The organism is Paraburkholderia adhaesiva (assembly GCF_021390575.1).
Lineage (GTDB): Bacteria > Pseudomonadota > Gammaproteobacteria > Burkholderiales > Burkholderiaceae > Paraburkholderia > Paraburkholderia adhaesiva.
The window spans coordinates 2685800-2701744 of the sequence record NZ_JAJEJQ010000001.1 but is presented as its reverse complement, the minus strand read 5'-3'; the positions used below and the strand labels follow the sequence as shown (position 1 = coordinate 2701744).

Genomic DNA, 15945 nt, shown 5'->3' with positions numbered 1-15945 from the left:
GTGCGGCTAAGGGTAAGTCCCATTCCGCCTTACGCGCCGAAGTCAGCTTCGGGCCGCGTGTTTGCCGTTATGTGTGCACTGCGGCGCGCAGCCGCAGCGTCACGCGTACGAGTGTCCCCGCAAGCCGCGGCGACTGTTGATAGACGTTGTCCTCGATAGCGAGCGTGCCGCCATGCATCGTCGCGATCTCGCGGACGATCGCAAGGCCGAGTCCGCTGCCGTCGCCTTCGCGTCCGAGAATGCGATAAAAGCGTTCGATCACGCGGCCGCGCTCGGCGGCCGGAATGCCCATTCCCGTATCCTCGACCTCCAGATGCACGACGCCTGCCGCCGGCTCCGGCCGCACGCGCACCGTGATCCGCCCGCCGGCCGGGGTATAGCGGATCGCGTTGTCGATCAGGTTCGAGAGCATCTCGCGCAGCATCACCGGATTGCCGTCGACTTCGAGACGTGCGGCGTGTCCGTCGTCACCGCCGTCACCGTCGCCATCACCGTCATGCGGTGGCGGTCCTTCATAGCCGAGGTCCATCTGCTTCGCGAGCGCCGGCTGAACCCAGTCGCGCACTGCGTGGCGCGCGACGTCGCCGACATCGACCGGCGTGAAAATCTGCCCCGACATGCGGTTTTCGGCACGCGCGAGCGCGAGCAGTTGCGTGACGAGCCGCGCCGCGTGTTCGGAACTCGTCGCGATCTGTTCGAGTGAGCGCTGCACTTCGGGCGACACGTCCTGGCGCATCGCGAGTTCGGCCTGGGTTCGAAGTCCGGCGAGCGGGGTCTTCATCTGGTGCGCCGCGTCGGCGATGAAGCGCTTCTGCAGTTCCATGTTCTGTTCGAGACGCGTCAGCAGGTCGTTGAACGACGTGACGAGCGGCTCGATTTCGGTCGGCGCGCGCCGGGCTTCGAGCGGCGAAAGGTCATCCGGGCGCCGCATGCGGAGGTTCCACTGCAGCGCGTGCAGCGGTGCGAGTCCGCGCGAGAGTCCGAACCAGACGAGCACGATCGCGAGCGGCAGGATCACGAACTGCGGCAGGATCACGCCCTTGATGATGTCGTTGGCGAGCTGGCGGCGTTTGTCGAGCGTCTCGGCCACCTGGACGAGCACAGGTTGCCCGCCGGCCGTCTGCGGCAGGTCGGCGGGCGCGACGGTCGTATAAGCCACGCGGATGTCGATGCCGCGCAGCGTGTCGTCGCGGAACTCGACGATGCCGGCGGGCGGACGGTCGTCCTCATGCGGCAGCGGCATGTCGCGATCGCCGCCGAGCAGTTCGCCGCGGCTGCCGAGCACCTGGTAGAACACGTTGTCGACGTTGTCGGCGCGCAGGAAGTCGCGCGCGGAGCCGGGCAGTGACAGTTCCGCCACGCCGTTCACCGGATGGATCTGGCGCGCGAGCACATAGGCGTCGGTTTCGAGCGCGCGATCGAATGGCCCGTTGGCAATCGACTTCGCGACGAGGTACGTCACCGCGATGCTCATCGGCCAGAGCAGCAGGAGCGGCGCGAGCATCCAGTCGAGAATCTCGCCGAACAGCGAGCGCGGGCGCGCCTCCATGGCGGCCTCGGTTTCGTCGGGCGGGGCGAACGGGTTCGCGTAGCGGGCGTCGCGCGCTGCGTCGTCGAGCGTGTCGGGCGCGGAGGCGGGCGGCTTTGCTGCGCGCGCGGCGGGAGCGGGCTCGCGCATTTTCAGACCTGGCTATTTGTTGTAATCGTCACTGGCCGGCATGGCGGGCGGTGCGTCGGCGGCGCTCTCTGCCGTAGTTACGGACGAAGTCGCCGTGTTCGCGCCCGGCCCCGACTCCTTTTCGAGGCAATAGCCGAGCCCGCGCACGGTCACGATCCGCACGCCGCCCGCTTCGAGTTTCTTGCGCAGCCGGTGGACGTAGACCTCGATCGCGTTGTTGCTGACCTCTTCGCCCCATTCGCACAGGTGATCGACGAGTTGTTCCTTCGAGACAAGGCGTCCCAGACGCTGCAGCAGCACTTCGAGCAGGCCCAGTTCGCGCGCCGAGAGATCGAGCACGTGGTCGTTGATCTTCGCCACGCGCCCCACCTGGTCGAACGAGAGCGCGCCATGGCGCACCATGGTCGGCCCGCCGCCCGCGCCGCGCCGCGTGAGCGCGCGCACGCGCGCTTCGAGTTCGTTGAGCGCGAAGGGCTTGGCCATGTAGTCGTCCGCGCCGAGGTCGAGGCCTTTCACGCGCTCGTCGACGCTATCGGCGGCGGTGAGGATCAGCACCGGCAGATTGGAGTTGCGCGCGCGCAGGCGGCGCAGCACTTCGAGGCCCGTCATTTTCGGCAGGCCCAGGTCGAGGATCAGCAGGTCGAAAGTCTGCATCGACAGCGCCGTATCGGCGTCGATGCCGCTCTTCACGTGATCAACGGCATAGCCCGATTGGCGGAGTGATCGGATGAGACCGTCCGCGAGTATGCTGTCATCTTCGGCAATGAGAATTCGCATGGTGCGTGCGGTGCGTACATGCCGCGTTTCCAGGCTCCAGGCCCGAAGCCCCAAACCCGCCCTGGGCTCGTGCGGCGCAGGGTGGCCTCCCGAAAATTCGCGGTTTTGGTGAGCCGAGGGGCTTGCTAAAACCACTGTTTTTTTATACAGTGTCTGCGTTCGCGCGCATGAACTCCGGTATTAGCTTGATCAACTCGTTGAACAAACTCGCCGAACAACCTCGCGCGCCGTCACGAGACGCCGTTCATCATAGCAAAGGACGATTCATGGAAGATAGCAAGAAAGGCTCGGCTGGGCTGACTGCGGAAAAGAGCAAGGCGCTTGCCGCTGCGCTCGCGCAGATCGAAAAGCAGTTCGGCAAGGGGTCGATCATGCGGCTCGGCGACGGTGACGCGGTCGAGGACATCCAGGTGGTCTCCACCGGTTCGCTCGGTCTCGACGTCGCACTGGGTGTGGGCGGTCTGCCGCGCGGCCGCGTGGTCGAAATCTACGGTCCGGAATCGTCGGGCAAGACCACGCTCACGCTGCAGGTGATCGCCGAAATGCAGAAGATCGGCGGCACGGCGGCGTTCATCGACGCAGAACACGCGCTCGACGTTCAATACGCGTCGAAGCTCGGCGTGAACGTGCCCGAACTGCTGATCTCGCAGCCAGACACGGGCGAACAGGCGCTCGAAATCGCCGACGCGCTGGTGCGCTCGGGCTCGATCGACATGATCGTGATCGACTCGGTCGCGGCGCTCGTGCCGAAGGCCGAAATCGAAGGTGAAATGGGCGATTCGCTGCCGGGTCTGCAGGCGCGTCTGATGTCGCAGGCGCTGCGCAAGCTCACCGGCACGATCAAGAAAACGAACTGCATGGTTATCTTCATCAACCAGATCCGCATGAAGATCGGTGTGATGTTCGGTAACCCGGAAACCACCACGGGTGGTAACGCACTGAAGTTCTACGCTTCGGTACGTCTCGATATCCGCCGTATCGGCTCGATCAAGAAGAACGATGAAGTGATCGGCAGCGAAACGCGCGTGAAGGTCGTGAAGAACAAGGTTGCGCCACCGTTTCGTGAAGCCGTGTTCGACATCCTGTACGGCGAGGGCATTTCGCGTCAGGGCGAAATCATCGACCTCGGCGTGCAGGCCAAGATCGTCGACAAGGCCGGCGCCTGGTACAGCTATAACAGCGAACGCATCGGTCAGGGCAAGGACAACGCGCGCGAATTCCTGCGCGAGAATCCGGAAATCGCACGCGAGATCGAGAACCGCATTCGTGAATCGCTCGGCGTGAGCGCGATGCCGGCGAATGCCAACGACTCCGGCGAAGTGGAAATCGCGGACGAAGAGGAGTAATCCACTCGTGATTCGCAAGGGCAGGTCCGCATCGGCGCCGACGGCACCGCACAATACGGGCCGCCCGCGTGAAGGTTCGCGAAGTGACCAGGTCGGCCGCGACGTCCGCGAGGGCGATCGCGGCCTTGATCATTCGGGGCGCGATGCTTCCGATCCTCGCGATGACCGCGAACATGATTCGGGTGTCAGGGATCCTGGTCCACCTCAAGGAGGGCCGCTCGAACCCTTCGAGCAGTTCGACGAATTCGAGTCCTCGTTCGGGGAGTTCGAATCCTCCGCCGATGCGCCGGGCGTCGCTACGCCGAACGCCGATGCCCAGCGCGCAGGCCGCTTCGAGCGCACTTCCACGCCTGGCGCCATTCGCTCCGCGGGTGAGCGCACCGAGCGCGGCGCCCACGATCATTTCGAGCGCAGTTCCGGAATCCGGACCGATCGAGCCAATCGTGCCGATCGCACCAATCGCGGCGTTCCCGCGACAAGCGAATCCGCCGACCGCTTCCAGCGCAGTTCAGAGCTTCGTGATGAAGGCGCGCGTTCCACTGCCGCCGCCGAATCGCAGCGTCCCGCTCGTTCGCTCAAGGGCCGCGCGCTTGCCTACCTTTCGCGCCGCGAGTACAGCCGCGCGGAGCTTTCGCGCAAGCTGATACCGTTCACCGACGACGCTGACGCACTCGAAGCCCTCCTCGACGCGCTGGTCCGCGACGGCTGGCTCTCCGACGCGCGCTTTGCCGAAAGCGTGATCCACCGCCGTGCCGCGCGCCTCGGTACGACCCGCATCGTCAGTGAACTCAAGCGCCACGCGGTAGGTGACACCCTCATCGAGGAGGTCAACGCGCAGTTGCGCGAAACCGAGCTTGCCCGCGCGCGCGCCGTCTGGCGGAAAAAATACGGCGAGTTGCCCACGTCGCCGGCCGAACGCGCGCGTCAGGCCCGCTTTCTCGCCGCGCGCGGGTTTTCGATGACCATCATCGGCAAGATTCTCAAGGGCGTCGACGACGACTGGGCGGAAAACTAGGTCCGCCGACGTCCCCAAATTCCGCGCGGTGCCTGCGTGTTCGGAAGAGTCCGAAATATCCGCTATGCTAAAATTGAACGGTTTTCCAATCCGGTCTTAGCCTTAGCATGCCGCTTTCCCCGCCCGTATCACGCCAGTTGCGCCATCAGCGTGCAATCCGGGCGGAAGCCTATGAGCGCGAAGACGGCCTGTGGGACATCGACGCGTGCCTGACGGACCACAAGCCGCGCGACGTGTCGCTCGCCACGGGCGTGCGGCCAAACGGTCTGCCGATCCATGAACTCTGGCTCCGCATCACATTCGATCGCAGGTTCAACGTCGTCGACGCCGAAGCGTCGTCCGACTGGGTGCCCTACGTCGGTTCGTGCCAGAGTGCCAATCCCGCCTATCGGGCCCTCATTGGGCTCAATCTCCTCCAGAATTTCCGCCGCGAAGCGGGCCGCCGTCTCGGCGGCACGGCAGGCTGCACGCATCTCACCGAGATGCTGGGCATACTGCCGACCGTCGCGGTGCAGGCGTTCGCCGGAGCGGTCTGGGATATCGAGGGCGGGCCGTCAGGCGATGCGTTTGGACCGGAAACAGGCAAGACCGCCGGCGGCCCTGAGGCCGACGGCGAAGAACCGCCCTTCCAGCTGGGCCGCTGCCATGCGCTGCGGTTCGACGGCGAGGCGGTCAAGCAGTTCTATCCACGCTGGTACGGTCGCGAGCCGCGCTCGATGGAGCGCGGTGCGCAAGCGGCCGGCGTGCGAGATGGCGTTGACACGGGCCAAGAGGGCAGAGTCGACGTCGTCACGCATGAATAACAACACAGCTAACAAAACAAGAAGTCCAATCCAACTCTCCGACTGAAGGGAATCACGCATGAAGATTCACGAGTACCAGGGTAAGGAAATCCTGCGGAAATTCGGTGTCGCGGTACCGCGCGGCATTCCGGCGTTTTCGGTGGATGACGCGGTCAAGGCCGCTCAAGAGCTCGGTGGCCCGGTTTGGGTCGTCAAGGCTCAGATCCACGCAGGTGGCCGCGGTAAGGGCGGCGGCGTGAAGGTTGCAAAGTCGCTGGATCAAGTTCGCGAATACGCGAACCAGATCCTCGGCATGCAGCTCGTTACGCACCAGACCGGTCCGGAAGGCCAGAAGGTCAAGCGCCTGCTGATCGAAGAAGGCGCTGACATCAACAAGGAACTGTACGTCAGCCTCGTTGTTGACCGCGTTACGCAGAAGATCGTCCTGATGGGATCGAGCGAAGGCGGCATGGACATCGAAGAAGTCGCCGCGAAGACGCCCGAAGCGATCCACAAGGTCATCGTCGAGCCGTCGACGGGTCTGACCGACGCCCAGGCCGACGACCTCGCCGCGAAGATCGGCGTGCCGGCTGCTTCGATTCCGCAAGCGCGCGCAATCCTGCAAGGCCTGTACAAGGCATTCTGGGAAACCGACGCATCGCTGGCCGAAATCAACCCGCTGAACGTGTCGAGCAATGGCACGGTCACGGCGCTCGACGCGAAGTTCAACTTCGACTCGAACGCGCTGTCGCGTCATCCGGAAATCGTCGCTTACCGCGACCTGGATGAAGAAGATCCGGCTGAAATCGAAGCGTCGAAGTTCGACCTCGCGTACATCTCGCTCGACGGCAACATCGGCTGTCTCGTGAACGGCGCAGGCCTCGCAATGGCGACGATGGACACCATCAAGCTGTTCGGCGGCGAGCCGGCGAACTTCCTCGACGTCGGCGGCGGCGCCACGACCGAGAAGGTCACGGAAGCGTTCAAGCTGATGCTGAAGAACCCGGGCCTGAAGGCGATCCTCGTGAACATCTTCGGCGGCATCATGCGCTGCGACGTGATCGCAGAAGGCGTGATCGCTGGTTCGAAGGCCGTGAACCTGAATGTGCCGCTCGTCGTGCGCATGAAGGGCACGAACGAGGACCTCGGCAAGAAGATGCTGGCCGACTCGGGCCTGCCGATCATCTCGGCGGACAGCATGGAAGAAGCTGCGCAGAAGGTTGTCGCGGCTGCCGAAGGCAAGTAATTCTCACCGGATACGCATGGTGCGGCGGCGGCGCGAAGGCGACGCGAGTAGCAGCGTGATGTCGGCAACGAGGTTAGCAGGACTCACGCGGCCGACGCGACGCGCAGCATCAGGCAAAAAGAGGTCAATACATGTCGATTCTGATCAACAAAGACACCAAGGTCATCACGCAGGGCATCACCGGCAAGACCGGTCAGTTCCACACGCGCGCCTGCCGTGAATACGCCAACGGCCGCGAAGCATTCGTCGCGGGCGTGAACCCGAAGAAGGCCGGCGAGGACTTCGAGGGCATTCCCATCTACGCGAACGTGCGTGAAGCGAAGGACGCGACCGGCGCGACCGTGTCGGTGATCTACGTGCCGCCCGCAGGCGCTGCTGCTGCGATCTGGGAAGCCGTCGAGGCCGATCTCGATCTCGCGATCTGTATCACGGAAGGCATCCCCGTCCGCGACATGATCGAAGTGAAGGACCGCATGCGCCGTGAAGGCCGCAAGACGCTGCTCCTCGGCCCGAACTGCCCCGGCACGATCACGCCGGACGAGCTGAAGATCGGCATCATGCCGGGTCACATCCACCGCAAGGGCCGCATCGGCGTCGTGTCGCGTTCGGGCACGCTGACGTATGAAGCTGTTGCGCAGCTGACCGCGCTCGGCCTCGGCCAGTCGTCGGCAGTCGGTATCGGCGGCGACCCGATCAACGGTCTGAAGCACATCGACGTCATGCAGATGTTCAACGACGATCCGGATACGGACGCCGTGATCATGATCGGTGAGATCGGCGGTCCGGACGAAGCGAACGCCGCTTACTGGATCAAGGACAACATGAAGAAGCCGGTCGTCGGCTTCATCGCGGGCGTCACGGCGCCTCCGGGCAAGCGCATGGGCCACGCCGGCGCGCTGATCTCGGGCGGTGCGGATACGGCCGACGCGAAGCTGGAAATCATGGACGGCTGCGGCATCAAGGTGACGCGTAACCCGTCGGAAATGGGCCGTCTGTTGAAGGCGGTGCTGTAATACTGCCGATTGCCGGCTCCCGCTTGCGCGGGACGCCGGCGATTTTGGTATGCTTGCGGAAGCCTTACACGAGGTTCCCGCACAAGAAGCGAGGACGCCAGTCATGGCCTCCTCGCTTTTTTTGTCGGCAGGAGTTAGCGCTTCAGCGCTTACTCCGGTCCCATGCAAAGCTCTTACTCAGGCCCCATGCAGAGCTATTGGCCGTGCGGGTTGTCGTGTTCTGGTGTGCCTTGCCGCGCTTTCGCGCTGACCTTCACCGCCCCTTGCCCCTGCCGCCGCGCTCATGCTCGAGTTTTTCACGTCGCTCCATTGGGGCGCAGTTTTTCAGATCATCGTCATCGACATCCTGCTCGGCGGCGACAATGCCGTCGTGATTGCGCTGGCGTGCCGCGATTTGCCGTCACAGCAGCGTTTGCGCGGGATTCTGTGGGGAACGGCTGGGGCGATCGCACTGCGTGTCGTGCTGATCGCGTTCGCTGTCGTGTTGCTGAACGTGCCTTTCGTGAAGTTCGCGGGCGGCCTGCTGCTGTTGTGGATCGGTGTGCGGCTGCTCGCGCCGGTGCATCTCGAGCATGCCGACGTGAAACCCGCCGAGAAATTGCTCGGCGCGATCAAGACGATCATCATCGCGGATGCGGTGATGAGTCTCGACAATGTCGTGGCGATTGCAGGCGCCGCCGAAGCCGCTGACCCGTCGCACCGCATCGCGCTCGTGATCTTTGGCCTGATGGTGAGCATTCCGTTGATCGTGTGGGGTAGCCAGATCGTGCTGCGGCTGCTCGACCGTTACCCGATCATCGTCACGCTGGGCGCTGGGCTGCTTGGCTGGATCGCGGGCGGTCTCATCATTAACGATCCGGCGGGCGATCGCTGGCCGTTGCTCGATACGCCGGTCGCGGAGTACGGCATGTGCGTGGCGGGCGCGGTGTTTGTCGTGGCGCTCGGCCACGCACTGAAGCGCCGCAACGCACGGCGCGCCGCGGCCGGCTGATTCGAGATGAATTTGCGTTGAAGCGGCGCTGAACGCGCCGCTTTCCGAACTTCGCGGCTCCTATGCCGTTCGGCCGACTGCCCCGCCGTGGGCCCCGCCGATACGATCAAGACGCCTGCTCACTTTCCGTGAGCAGGCGTTTCTTGTTTCAGGAGCCCTGATGATGATCGTCTCTGTATTTTCTGCGAGCCCGCCCGGTGTTGCGCCGCGCCGGGATTGGCTGAACTCGTCGCTTATATCCGCCGCGTTTGCACGGCTGGCCCGGCTCGCGCGATCTGCGCACCGTGTCGCCGCAAGCGGCTTCACGCTGATCGAGCTGATGATCGTTCTCGCCATCGTCGGCGTGATCGCCGCCTATGCCATACCTGCCTATCAGGACTATCTTGCGCGCAGCCGCGTCGGCGAGGGGCTGTCGCTCGCGTCGTCGGCACGGCTTGCGGTCGCGGAAAACGCCGCGAGCGGCAACGCGTTTTCAGGCGGCTACTCCGCGCCACCGACCACGCGTAACGTCCAATCGGTGCAAATTGACGACGCGACGGGACAGATCACCGTTGCGTTCACCGCTCGGGTCGCGCCTGCGGGAAGCAATACGCTCGTGCTCGTCCCATCGGTACCGGACAACGCCGACGAGCCCACGGCCCGCGTCGCGCTTACGAAGGACAGTGTGCAGGGCGGCACCATTACGTGGGAGTGTTTCTCGGTCGGCAAGACCGCGTCGTCGCTGGGCGAACCGGGCGCTGGACCGACGCCGGTGGAGGCCGCGACGCTGCCGTCGAATCTCGCGCCGCCCGAGTGCCGCAGTTGATGAGCGCTGACGCGGCGATGAAGGTGACGCGACAGTCAGGGGCGTGCGGTTAGGCGCGCGCGCAACGAATCGTGCGCTGCCGGCTACGGCCGCGCACGATTGAATCAATGAGGGCGCGGGAACGCGCTTCTACGTTTCCGAGATAGTCTCGGTCCGCACAGAGCGGGAAAAGTTTTGTATAGTGCGCCGGTTGCCGACGCCCCCGCTTACCCATGTCTTCCAATTTTTCGCGTTTTCTTACGTTCTTCTTGCTGGCTGTAGCGTTCACGTTACCGTATGCCACCGTCTTCCACACCTACCCGATACCGACCTTCTATTCAGAATTCGTATCGCTGACGCTCTGGTTGCTGGCTGGCGCCGCGGTTGTCCTGCTCGCGCACGAGGCGCGGCCGATGGTCGAGTTTGCTTCGCCGTCGGTCGCGCTCGTGCCGCTGGCGTTCGGCCTGCTGCTGATCGTCCAGACCATCGTGCTGCCCGTTGCGCTGCCATCGATGAACTGGCTGGGCGCCGGTTATCTGCTCGCCGGGTTCATGGCGACCCACGCGGGTTACGGCATCGCGCGCGTGCGGCAGGTACAGACCGCGATGGTCTGGGCCGCCACCGCACTGCTGATCGGTGGGCTGTTCGCCGTGTTCACGCAGATCGTGCAGTTGTTCCACCTCGAAGCGAAGTTCACGCCGTTCGTCGTCGCGTACAACATCACGGTCGATCGTCGTCCGTTCGGCAACATGGCGCAGGCCAACCACCTCGCAACGTATATTGCGTTCGCGATGGCGGCGGCGCTCTTTCTCGTGCAGACCCGCAGACTGCACGTCGTGCTCTGGGCCGTGCTTTCGGTAATCTATGCGGGCGGCCTGGCGCTTACCGTGTCGCGCGGGCCGTGGCTGCAGATGGCGGTAATTGTCGTCGCCGGTTTCTGGATCGCGCTTGCGGGTGTGCCCCGTGACGGCGTGCGGGCGGTCCGGAAGGGGGGCCTGCGCAACTGGTTGCTGCCGGTCGTGCTGCTGCTGATCTTTATCGGCGTGAATGCGTTCGTGCGCTGGGCCAACGTGCGCTATCAGCTGCAACTCGACGTGTCCGCTGCCGACCGCTTCAAGGACGCGGGACAGATTGCGCCGCGCCTCGCACTCTGGCGCTACGGATGGACGATGTTCAAGTCGAGTCCGCTCCTCGGCGTCGGCTGGGGCGACTTCCCGATTCACCAGTACGCGCTCGTGCGCTCGCTCGGCGGCGTCGAGATCGCGAACAACGCGCACAACATTTTCATCGACCTGCTCGCCAAGACCGGCGTGGCAGGCCTCGGTATCGCGCTGCTCGGCCTCGTCGCGTGGTTCGTGCGCGCATTGCGCGTGCCGCATACGCCCGAGCGCGTGTTCGGCTTCATGCTGATCGGTGTGCTCGTCATGCACGCGCTCGTCGAATATCCGCAGCAGTACATGTTCTTCCTGCTACCTGCGATGTTCGTATTCGGACTGCTTGAAACGCGGCCGCTGCGCTTCGTGCCGTCGCGCGTGTCGCTCGGCGTGTTCACGCTTATCGTGGCGGGCGGGATTGCTTCGCTTTATCCGATGGTGCGCGACTACAACCGCGCCGAGGTGCTCTACTACGGCGAACATCCCGCACAGGAGTACCCCGCGGCACCGACGTTCCTGTTCAAGGCGTGGGGCGACTACGGCATGGCGACGCTGATGCCGATCGATGCTGCGAATCTCTCGACAAAGCTCGCGGCGCATGAGCGCGCGATTGCGCTGCTGCCGGGCGAGACGGTGTTGCGGCGTTATGCGGTCCTGCAGGCGCTGAGTGGCGACATGGCGGGTGCGCTCGATACGGTTCAGCGGCTCAAGATCTTCGCGACGGAACTGCACGACTGGCCGACGCAACTCGCGGCGATTTACGGTCTGAGCGAAGGCCAGCCGACGCTCAAGGAGTTCAGGGCGGCGCTGGTGAAGAAGTACGGCGTGCCGCCGAAGCAGATCGAAGACGATGACGACGATTCTGCTAGTTGATTGATGCAACGGCGCGATACAACCGAGGCATGCGGCGCGAGCGAGGCGCCGCGTCGCGCCCCGGGACGATGATGGCGGGCCTGTGCGCCCGATCATCAAGCAGGTCACCCGCGCGAACGGATGCACCGCTGCGCGAGCGCGCAGCGAACCTGTCAGCGTCCCGGTGTCTCAGCGGACGGTTTCGTCCGCGACCCAATCCCCCGATTTCCCACCATGCTTCTCCATCACCTTCACATCGGTGATGGTCATGCCGCGATCCACGGCTTTACACATGTCGTAGACGGTCAGCAATCCGACCTGCACGGCCGTTAGCGCTTCCATCTCGACGCCCGTGCGCCCGAAGGTTTCCACCTGCGCCGTGCAATGCACGCAAGGCACCGTTTCATCGAGCGCGAAATCCACCTTGACGCGCGTGATCGCGAGCGGGTGACAGAGCGGAATCAGATCCGAAGTGTGTTTTGCGCCCTGAATTGCGGCGATGCGCGCGACGCCGATCACGTCGCCTTTTTTCGCCTCGCCGTCGCGGATCAGCGCGTAGGTCGCGGGCAGCATGCGGATCGTGCCGCGCGCCACGGCGATGCGCTTCGTTTCGGCCTTGTCGCCGACGTCGACCATATGGGCATCGCCGGCAGCGTCGAAATGTGTGAGTTCAGGCATGACTGGCTCTCCATCGAGGGCGCCTATCATAGCAGCGCCGCGCGCAAGCGTTGACGGCATGGCGTCGCTGGGGGGCGCGGGCCGGGCTACAATTTGTGGGTATCGGGGCGGCTTGAGTCGCCGCGCCGGAATTCCGCCTTCTCCCCTGAACCCGTCGACAATGCATCTGAAAAAGCTGCTTGCTGCATGGTTGTGCGTATCGCTCGCGGTTCCCCCGCAGGCGTATGCGCAGGCGAACACCGTTTCTGGCGCGACGGCTTCGGGCGCCTCCGCGCTCGTCGATACGCATGCCGGCGCGCATGTCGGCGCCGCGCTGCCCCTCGCACCTGATACGCCCGCGCTTGTCACCGGCCCGCTCGAGGACGATGCCGATCCGGCGATTCCCGCGTCCGTCGCCCAGGGCGTGTTCGGGACCTATGGCGGCGCGCAAAGCCTCTTTTCCGGCAAATCCGGCGCGCGCAGCAACACGAGTGTGCTCTCGAGCACCTGGATGCCGCAACTGCCCGATCTCGGCGACGGTTCGGGCGGCGCCCTCACGCCGCAGGCCGAGCGCAAGGTCGGCGAACGCGTGATGCGCGAGATCCGACGCGATCCCGACTACATCGGCGACTGGCTCGTTCGCGATTACCTCAATTCCGTCGCGGCGCGGCTCGCGGCCGCGGCGAGCGCGCAGTTCATCGGCGGCTATCGGCCTGACTTCGACCTCTTTGCGATACGCGACGGCCAGATCAACGCGTTCTCGTTGCCGGGCGGTTTCATCGCCGTGAACAGCGGGCTGATCGTCGCCACGGAGACCGAATCGGAGCTCGCGTCCGTGCTCGGCCACGAGATGGGCCACGTCCTCCAGCGGCATATCGCGCGCATGCTTGCGCAGAACGAGCGCACGAGCATCGTGACGCTCGCGGGCGTGCTGTTCGGGATTCTCGCCGGCGTGCTGGCGAGGAGCGGCGACCTTGGCAGTGCGATCGCGATGGGCAGCGGAGCCTGGTCCGTCGACACCCAGTTGCGCTTCTCGCGCGCGGCCGAACACGAGGCGGACCGCATCGGCTTCCGGTTGCTCACTGGCGCGGGTTATGACCCCTACGGCATGGTGGCGTTCTTCGAGCGCCTCGAACGCGCGTCGATGGGCGACGCGGGCGTGCCGGCCTACGCGCGCACGCACCCGCTCAACACGGAGCGCATCGCGGATATGCAGGACCGTGCGCGACGAACCGACTATCGGCAGCCGCACCAGGCGTCCGAGTACGGCTTCGTGCGCGCGCGCGTGCGTGTGCTGCAGGACCGCACCCATGGCGACTGGATGGAAGAGGTTTCGCGGATGCGCTCGGAGATCGAAGACCGCACGGCGTTGAACGTGGCGGCGAACTGGTACGGCATTGCATTCGCGCAGACGCTGCTTGAACGTTACGACGACGCGTCGGCGTCGCTCGAGAAGTCGCGTGCGGCGTTCGACGCGGTCGAGGCGGCCGATGGCAGCAAAACACGCAGCTCGCCGAGTCTCGACGTGCTCGCGGCCGAAATAGCGCTGCGAGCGGGGCGCCGGGACGAAGCCGTGCAGTTGGCGATGGCGGCGCGCAAGGCATGGCCGGCGTCGCATGCCGCGACCGACAGCGTGTTGCGAGCGCTCATCGCCGCCAAGCGCTTCAAGGAAGCGCAGACGCTTGCACGTGCGCAGACGGTGTCCGAGCCACTTCAGCCCGCGTGGTGGCAATACCTCGCGCAGGCGAGCATGGGCATTGGCGATGGGCTGGAGCAGCGGCGCGCGCTCGCGGAAAAGTTCGCGCTGGACGGCGCGTGGCCGTCGGCGATCCGTCAGTTGAAGGAGGCGCGCGACATGAAATCGGTGGGCTACTACGATCTTTCGACGATCAACGCGCGTCTGCACGACTTCGAGGCGCGCTACAAGGAAGAGCTTAAAGAGGAAAGAGATAACAGCTGAGCGGGGTGCTCAGCCGGCGCGGACTGCTTTGCCGCCTGCCAACGCCAGTGCTTCTTCGCGCGCCGGACTCGCGACGAATCCAAAACGCGCGGGCACCTGTGCACGAAGTACGGGTTTAAGCGGTAGCGAGACCCCGGCGCGCCACACGAATGTGCCGTCCAGTCCGTCTTCTGCAAGCGAAGCGTGGTCGGTGAAAAGATCGAGATCGTGATCGTGGAGCAGGGCGACGCGCACGGGCGCGCGACCCTCGGCGGCACTCGCGAACAGCACACTGCCCGCGTCATCCACGTAAGCCGCCGACGGCACGAACGGTTGACCGGTCTGGTCCGTGAGCGTCAGCGTGCCGGCCGCATCGCACGCGAGCCGTACGATCAACGGCGTGTATTCGAGTTCGACATAGACTCGCTGCGGCCCGTTCTGGAAGTACCACTGTCCGCGCTCGTCGCAACCGTAATTCCGGTTGATGAGGCCGATCAGGGCATCGTGCCGGACCGGCGTGCCGGCTATGCCGGCGGCCTGGTCGGCTTCGTCGCGCAGACGCCACTGGCCGCGCGCGTCGAGCAGCAGCCAGCCAGTGCAATGCGGTACGTCGGGCCACCGCGCGAGCGCCTGTCTGACGATCTCATCCATGCGAAACGAAGCGCGAGAGGTAGCCGGTCACGCGTTGCGCGAGCCAGTCGGAGCGGCCGGGGAACGGACCTGTCATGAACCCTACGTGGCCACCGTGCGCGGGCTGCTCCAGTTCAACGGCCGCGCTCACCTCGTGGCGCGCGGGCAGCGCGCGGTCCGGCAGGAACGGATCGTTGCGTGCGTTGAGCACGAGCGTCGGCACGACGATCTCGCTGAGCTTCGGGCGAACCGTCGCCTTGGTCCAGTAGTCGTGGGCGTTGCGAAAGCCGTGCAGCGGCGCGGTGACGACATTGTCGAACTCGTACATCGTGCGGCTCGCGAGTACGGCCTGCGCTTCGAAAAGGCCAGGAAACTGTTCGAGCTTCTGGAGCGCCTTCGTCTTGAGCGACCTCAGAAAATTGCGCGTGTAAACCATGCCGAACCCGTGCGAAAGCATCTCACCGCCCGCATGGACGTCGAGCGGCGCCGAGATCGCGGCGGCTGCGGTCACGATCGACGTTTCTTCGCGCCGCTCCGCAAGCCAGTGAAGCAGCACGTTCGCGCCGAGCGAGACACCCGCGGCGACGACCGGCCCGCGATGACGCGTCGCGAAACGGCGCAGCATCCAGTCGACTTCGTTGGCGTCGGCGAGATGATAAAAGCGCGGCAGCAGGTTGATCGGTCCGCTACAGCTGCGAAAGTGCGGGATCACGGCATGCCAGCCGCGCGCGGCCGCGGCTGCCGACATTGTGCGGGCGTAGTGTGAGCCGGAACCCCCTTCGAGCCCGTGAAAGAGCACGAAGAGCGGGGCGTCGGGCGCGGGGATCGGCTGACCTGGCGCGGGTTCGACCCAGTCGAGTTCGATGAAATCGCCGTCCGGCGTGTCCCAGCGTTCGCGGCGGTAGGCGGGGTTCGGCAGGCGCGCGAAGAAGGCTGGCACGATGGTCTGCGCGTGCGCGCCCGGCAGCCAGAACGGCGCGAGGTATGCGCCGCGTTGCGCTGCTCCCGGCGAAGTTCCGGTCGCCGTGATTGCGGAGCGCTTGGTGGCTGGCCTGTTCCCGGTGGTGCTCATGACTGCGCG

The 15945-nt window shown here is 65.0% G+C and carries 14 protein-coding genes; 9 read left to right on the top strand and 5 right to left on the bottom strand.

All coding sequences use genetic code 11. The features are described from left to right. Positions 1-67: 67 nt before the first annotated feature. Together L0U80_RS12270 and L0U80_RS12265 are read right to left on the bottom strand one after the other, a co-directional pair. On the bottom strand, positions 68-1678 hold the full coding sequence (locus tag L0U80_RS12270) for a sensor histidine kinase (RefSeq protein WP_233864457.1): 1611 nt from the start codon (positions 1676-1678) through the stop codon (positions 68-70). 12 nt (positions 1679-1690) lie between these two features. Further along, positions 1691-2455 carry a response regulator transcription factor gene (locus L0U80_RS12265; RefSeq protein ID WP_233864455.1) on the bottom strand — a complete coding sequence of 255 codons (765 nt, stop codon included), beginning with the start codon at positions 2453-2455 and terminating at the stop codon, positions 1691-1693. Between the two features lie 266 nt (positions 2456-2721). Here L0U80_RS12265 and recA point away from each other — a divergent pair, with 266 nt between their 5' ends. From recA to L0U80_RS12225, 8 genes are all read left to right on the top strand, one after another. Further along, complete coding sequence (recA, locus tag L0U80_RS12260; RefSeq protein ID WP_233864453.1) at positions 2722-3801, top strand: recombinase RecA; 1080 nt, start codon at positions 2722-2724, stop codon at positions 3799-3801. Between the two features lie 7 nt (positions 3802-3808). Continuing rightward, the gene (recX, locus tag L0U80_RS31665; RefSeq protein ID WP_233864451.1) at positions 3809-4816 is read left to right on the top strand and encodes a recombination regulator RecX; all 1008 of its coding nucleotides are present in this window, start codon (positions 3809-3811) and stop codon (positions 4814-4816) included. Between the two features lie 107 nt (positions 4817-4923). Further along, complete coding sequence (locus L0U80_RS12250; RefSeq protein ID WP_233864447.1) at positions 4924-5619, top strand: DUF2889 domain-containing protein; 696 nt, start codon at positions 4924-4926, stop codon at positions 5617-5619. 58 nt (positions 5620-5677) lie between these two features. Continuing rightward, entirely contained in the window at positions 5678-6844 is a 1167-nt protein-coding gene (gene sucC / locus L0U80_RS12245) for an ADP-forming succinate--CoA ligase subunit beta (protein WP_233864445.1), read from the top strand. Positions 6845-6975: 131 nt separating this feature from the next. Then, the gene (gene sucD, locus L0U80_RS12240; protein WP_233864443.1) at positions 6976-7857 is read left to right on the top strand and encodes a succinate--CoA ligase subunit alpha; all 882 of its coding nucleotides are present in this window, start codon (positions 6976-6978) and stop codon (positions 7855-7857) included. Positions 7858-8140: 283 nt separating this feature from the next. Continuing rightward, positions 8141-8848, top strand: coding sequence for a TerC family protein (locus L0U80_RS12235; protein ID WP_233864431.1), 708 nt, complete (start codon positions 8141-8143; stop codon positions 8846-8848). A gap of 160 nt (positions 8849-9008) precedes the next feature. Further along, positions 9009-9653 carry a pilin gene (locus L0U80_RS12230; RefSeq protein ID WP_308444855.1) on the top strand — a complete coding sequence of 215 codons (645 nt, stop codon included), beginning with the start codon at positions 9009-9011 and terminating at the stop codon, positions 9651-9653. A 212-nt stretch (positions 9654-9865) separates the two neighbouring features. Beyond that, positions 9866-11659: a PglL family O-oligosaccharyltransferase gene (locus L0U80_RS12225; RefSeq protein WP_233864430.1), complete on the top strand. Its 1794-nt coding sequence runs from the start codon at positions 9866-9868 to the stop codon at positions 11657-11659. A gap of 168 nt (positions 11660-11827) precedes the next feature. Here L0U80_RS12225 and moaC read toward each other — a convergent pair whose 3' ends face one another. Then, complete coding sequence (gene moaC / locus L0U80_RS12220; protein ID WP_233864429.1) at positions 11828-12316, bottom strand: cyclic pyranopterin monophosphate synthase MoaC; 489 nt, start codon at positions 12314-12316, stop codon at positions 11828-11830. A 160-nt stretch (positions 12317-12476) separates the two neighbouring features. Here moaC and L0U80_RS12215 point away from each other — a divergent pair, with 160 nt between their 5' ends. Continuing rightward, positions 12477-14255 carry a M48 family metalloprotease gene (locus L0U80_RS12215; RefSeq protein WP_233864427.1) on the top strand — a complete coding sequence of 593 codons (1779 nt, stop codon included), beginning with the start codon at positions 12477-12479 and terminating at the stop codon, positions 14253-14255. Positions 14256-14264: 9 nt separating this feature from the next. On the opposite strand, the gene L0U80_RS12210 is transcribed toward L0U80_RS12215, so the two are convergent. Both L0U80_RS12210 and L0U80_RS12205 read right to left on the bottom strand, forming a co-directional pair. Further along, complete coding sequence (locus L0U80_RS12210; RefSeq protein WP_233864425.1) at positions 14265-14885, bottom strand: DUF2946 family protein; 621 nt, start codon at positions 14883-14885, stop codon at positions 14265-14267. After that, entirely contained in the window at positions 14878-15936 is a 1059-nt protein-coding gene (locus L0U80_RS12205; protein ID WP_233864423.1) for a YheT family hydrolase, read from the bottom strand. Before L0U80_RS12205 ends, L0U80_RS12210 begins: the two co-directional genes overlap by 8 nt. Positions 15937-15945: the final 9 nt, after the last annotated feature.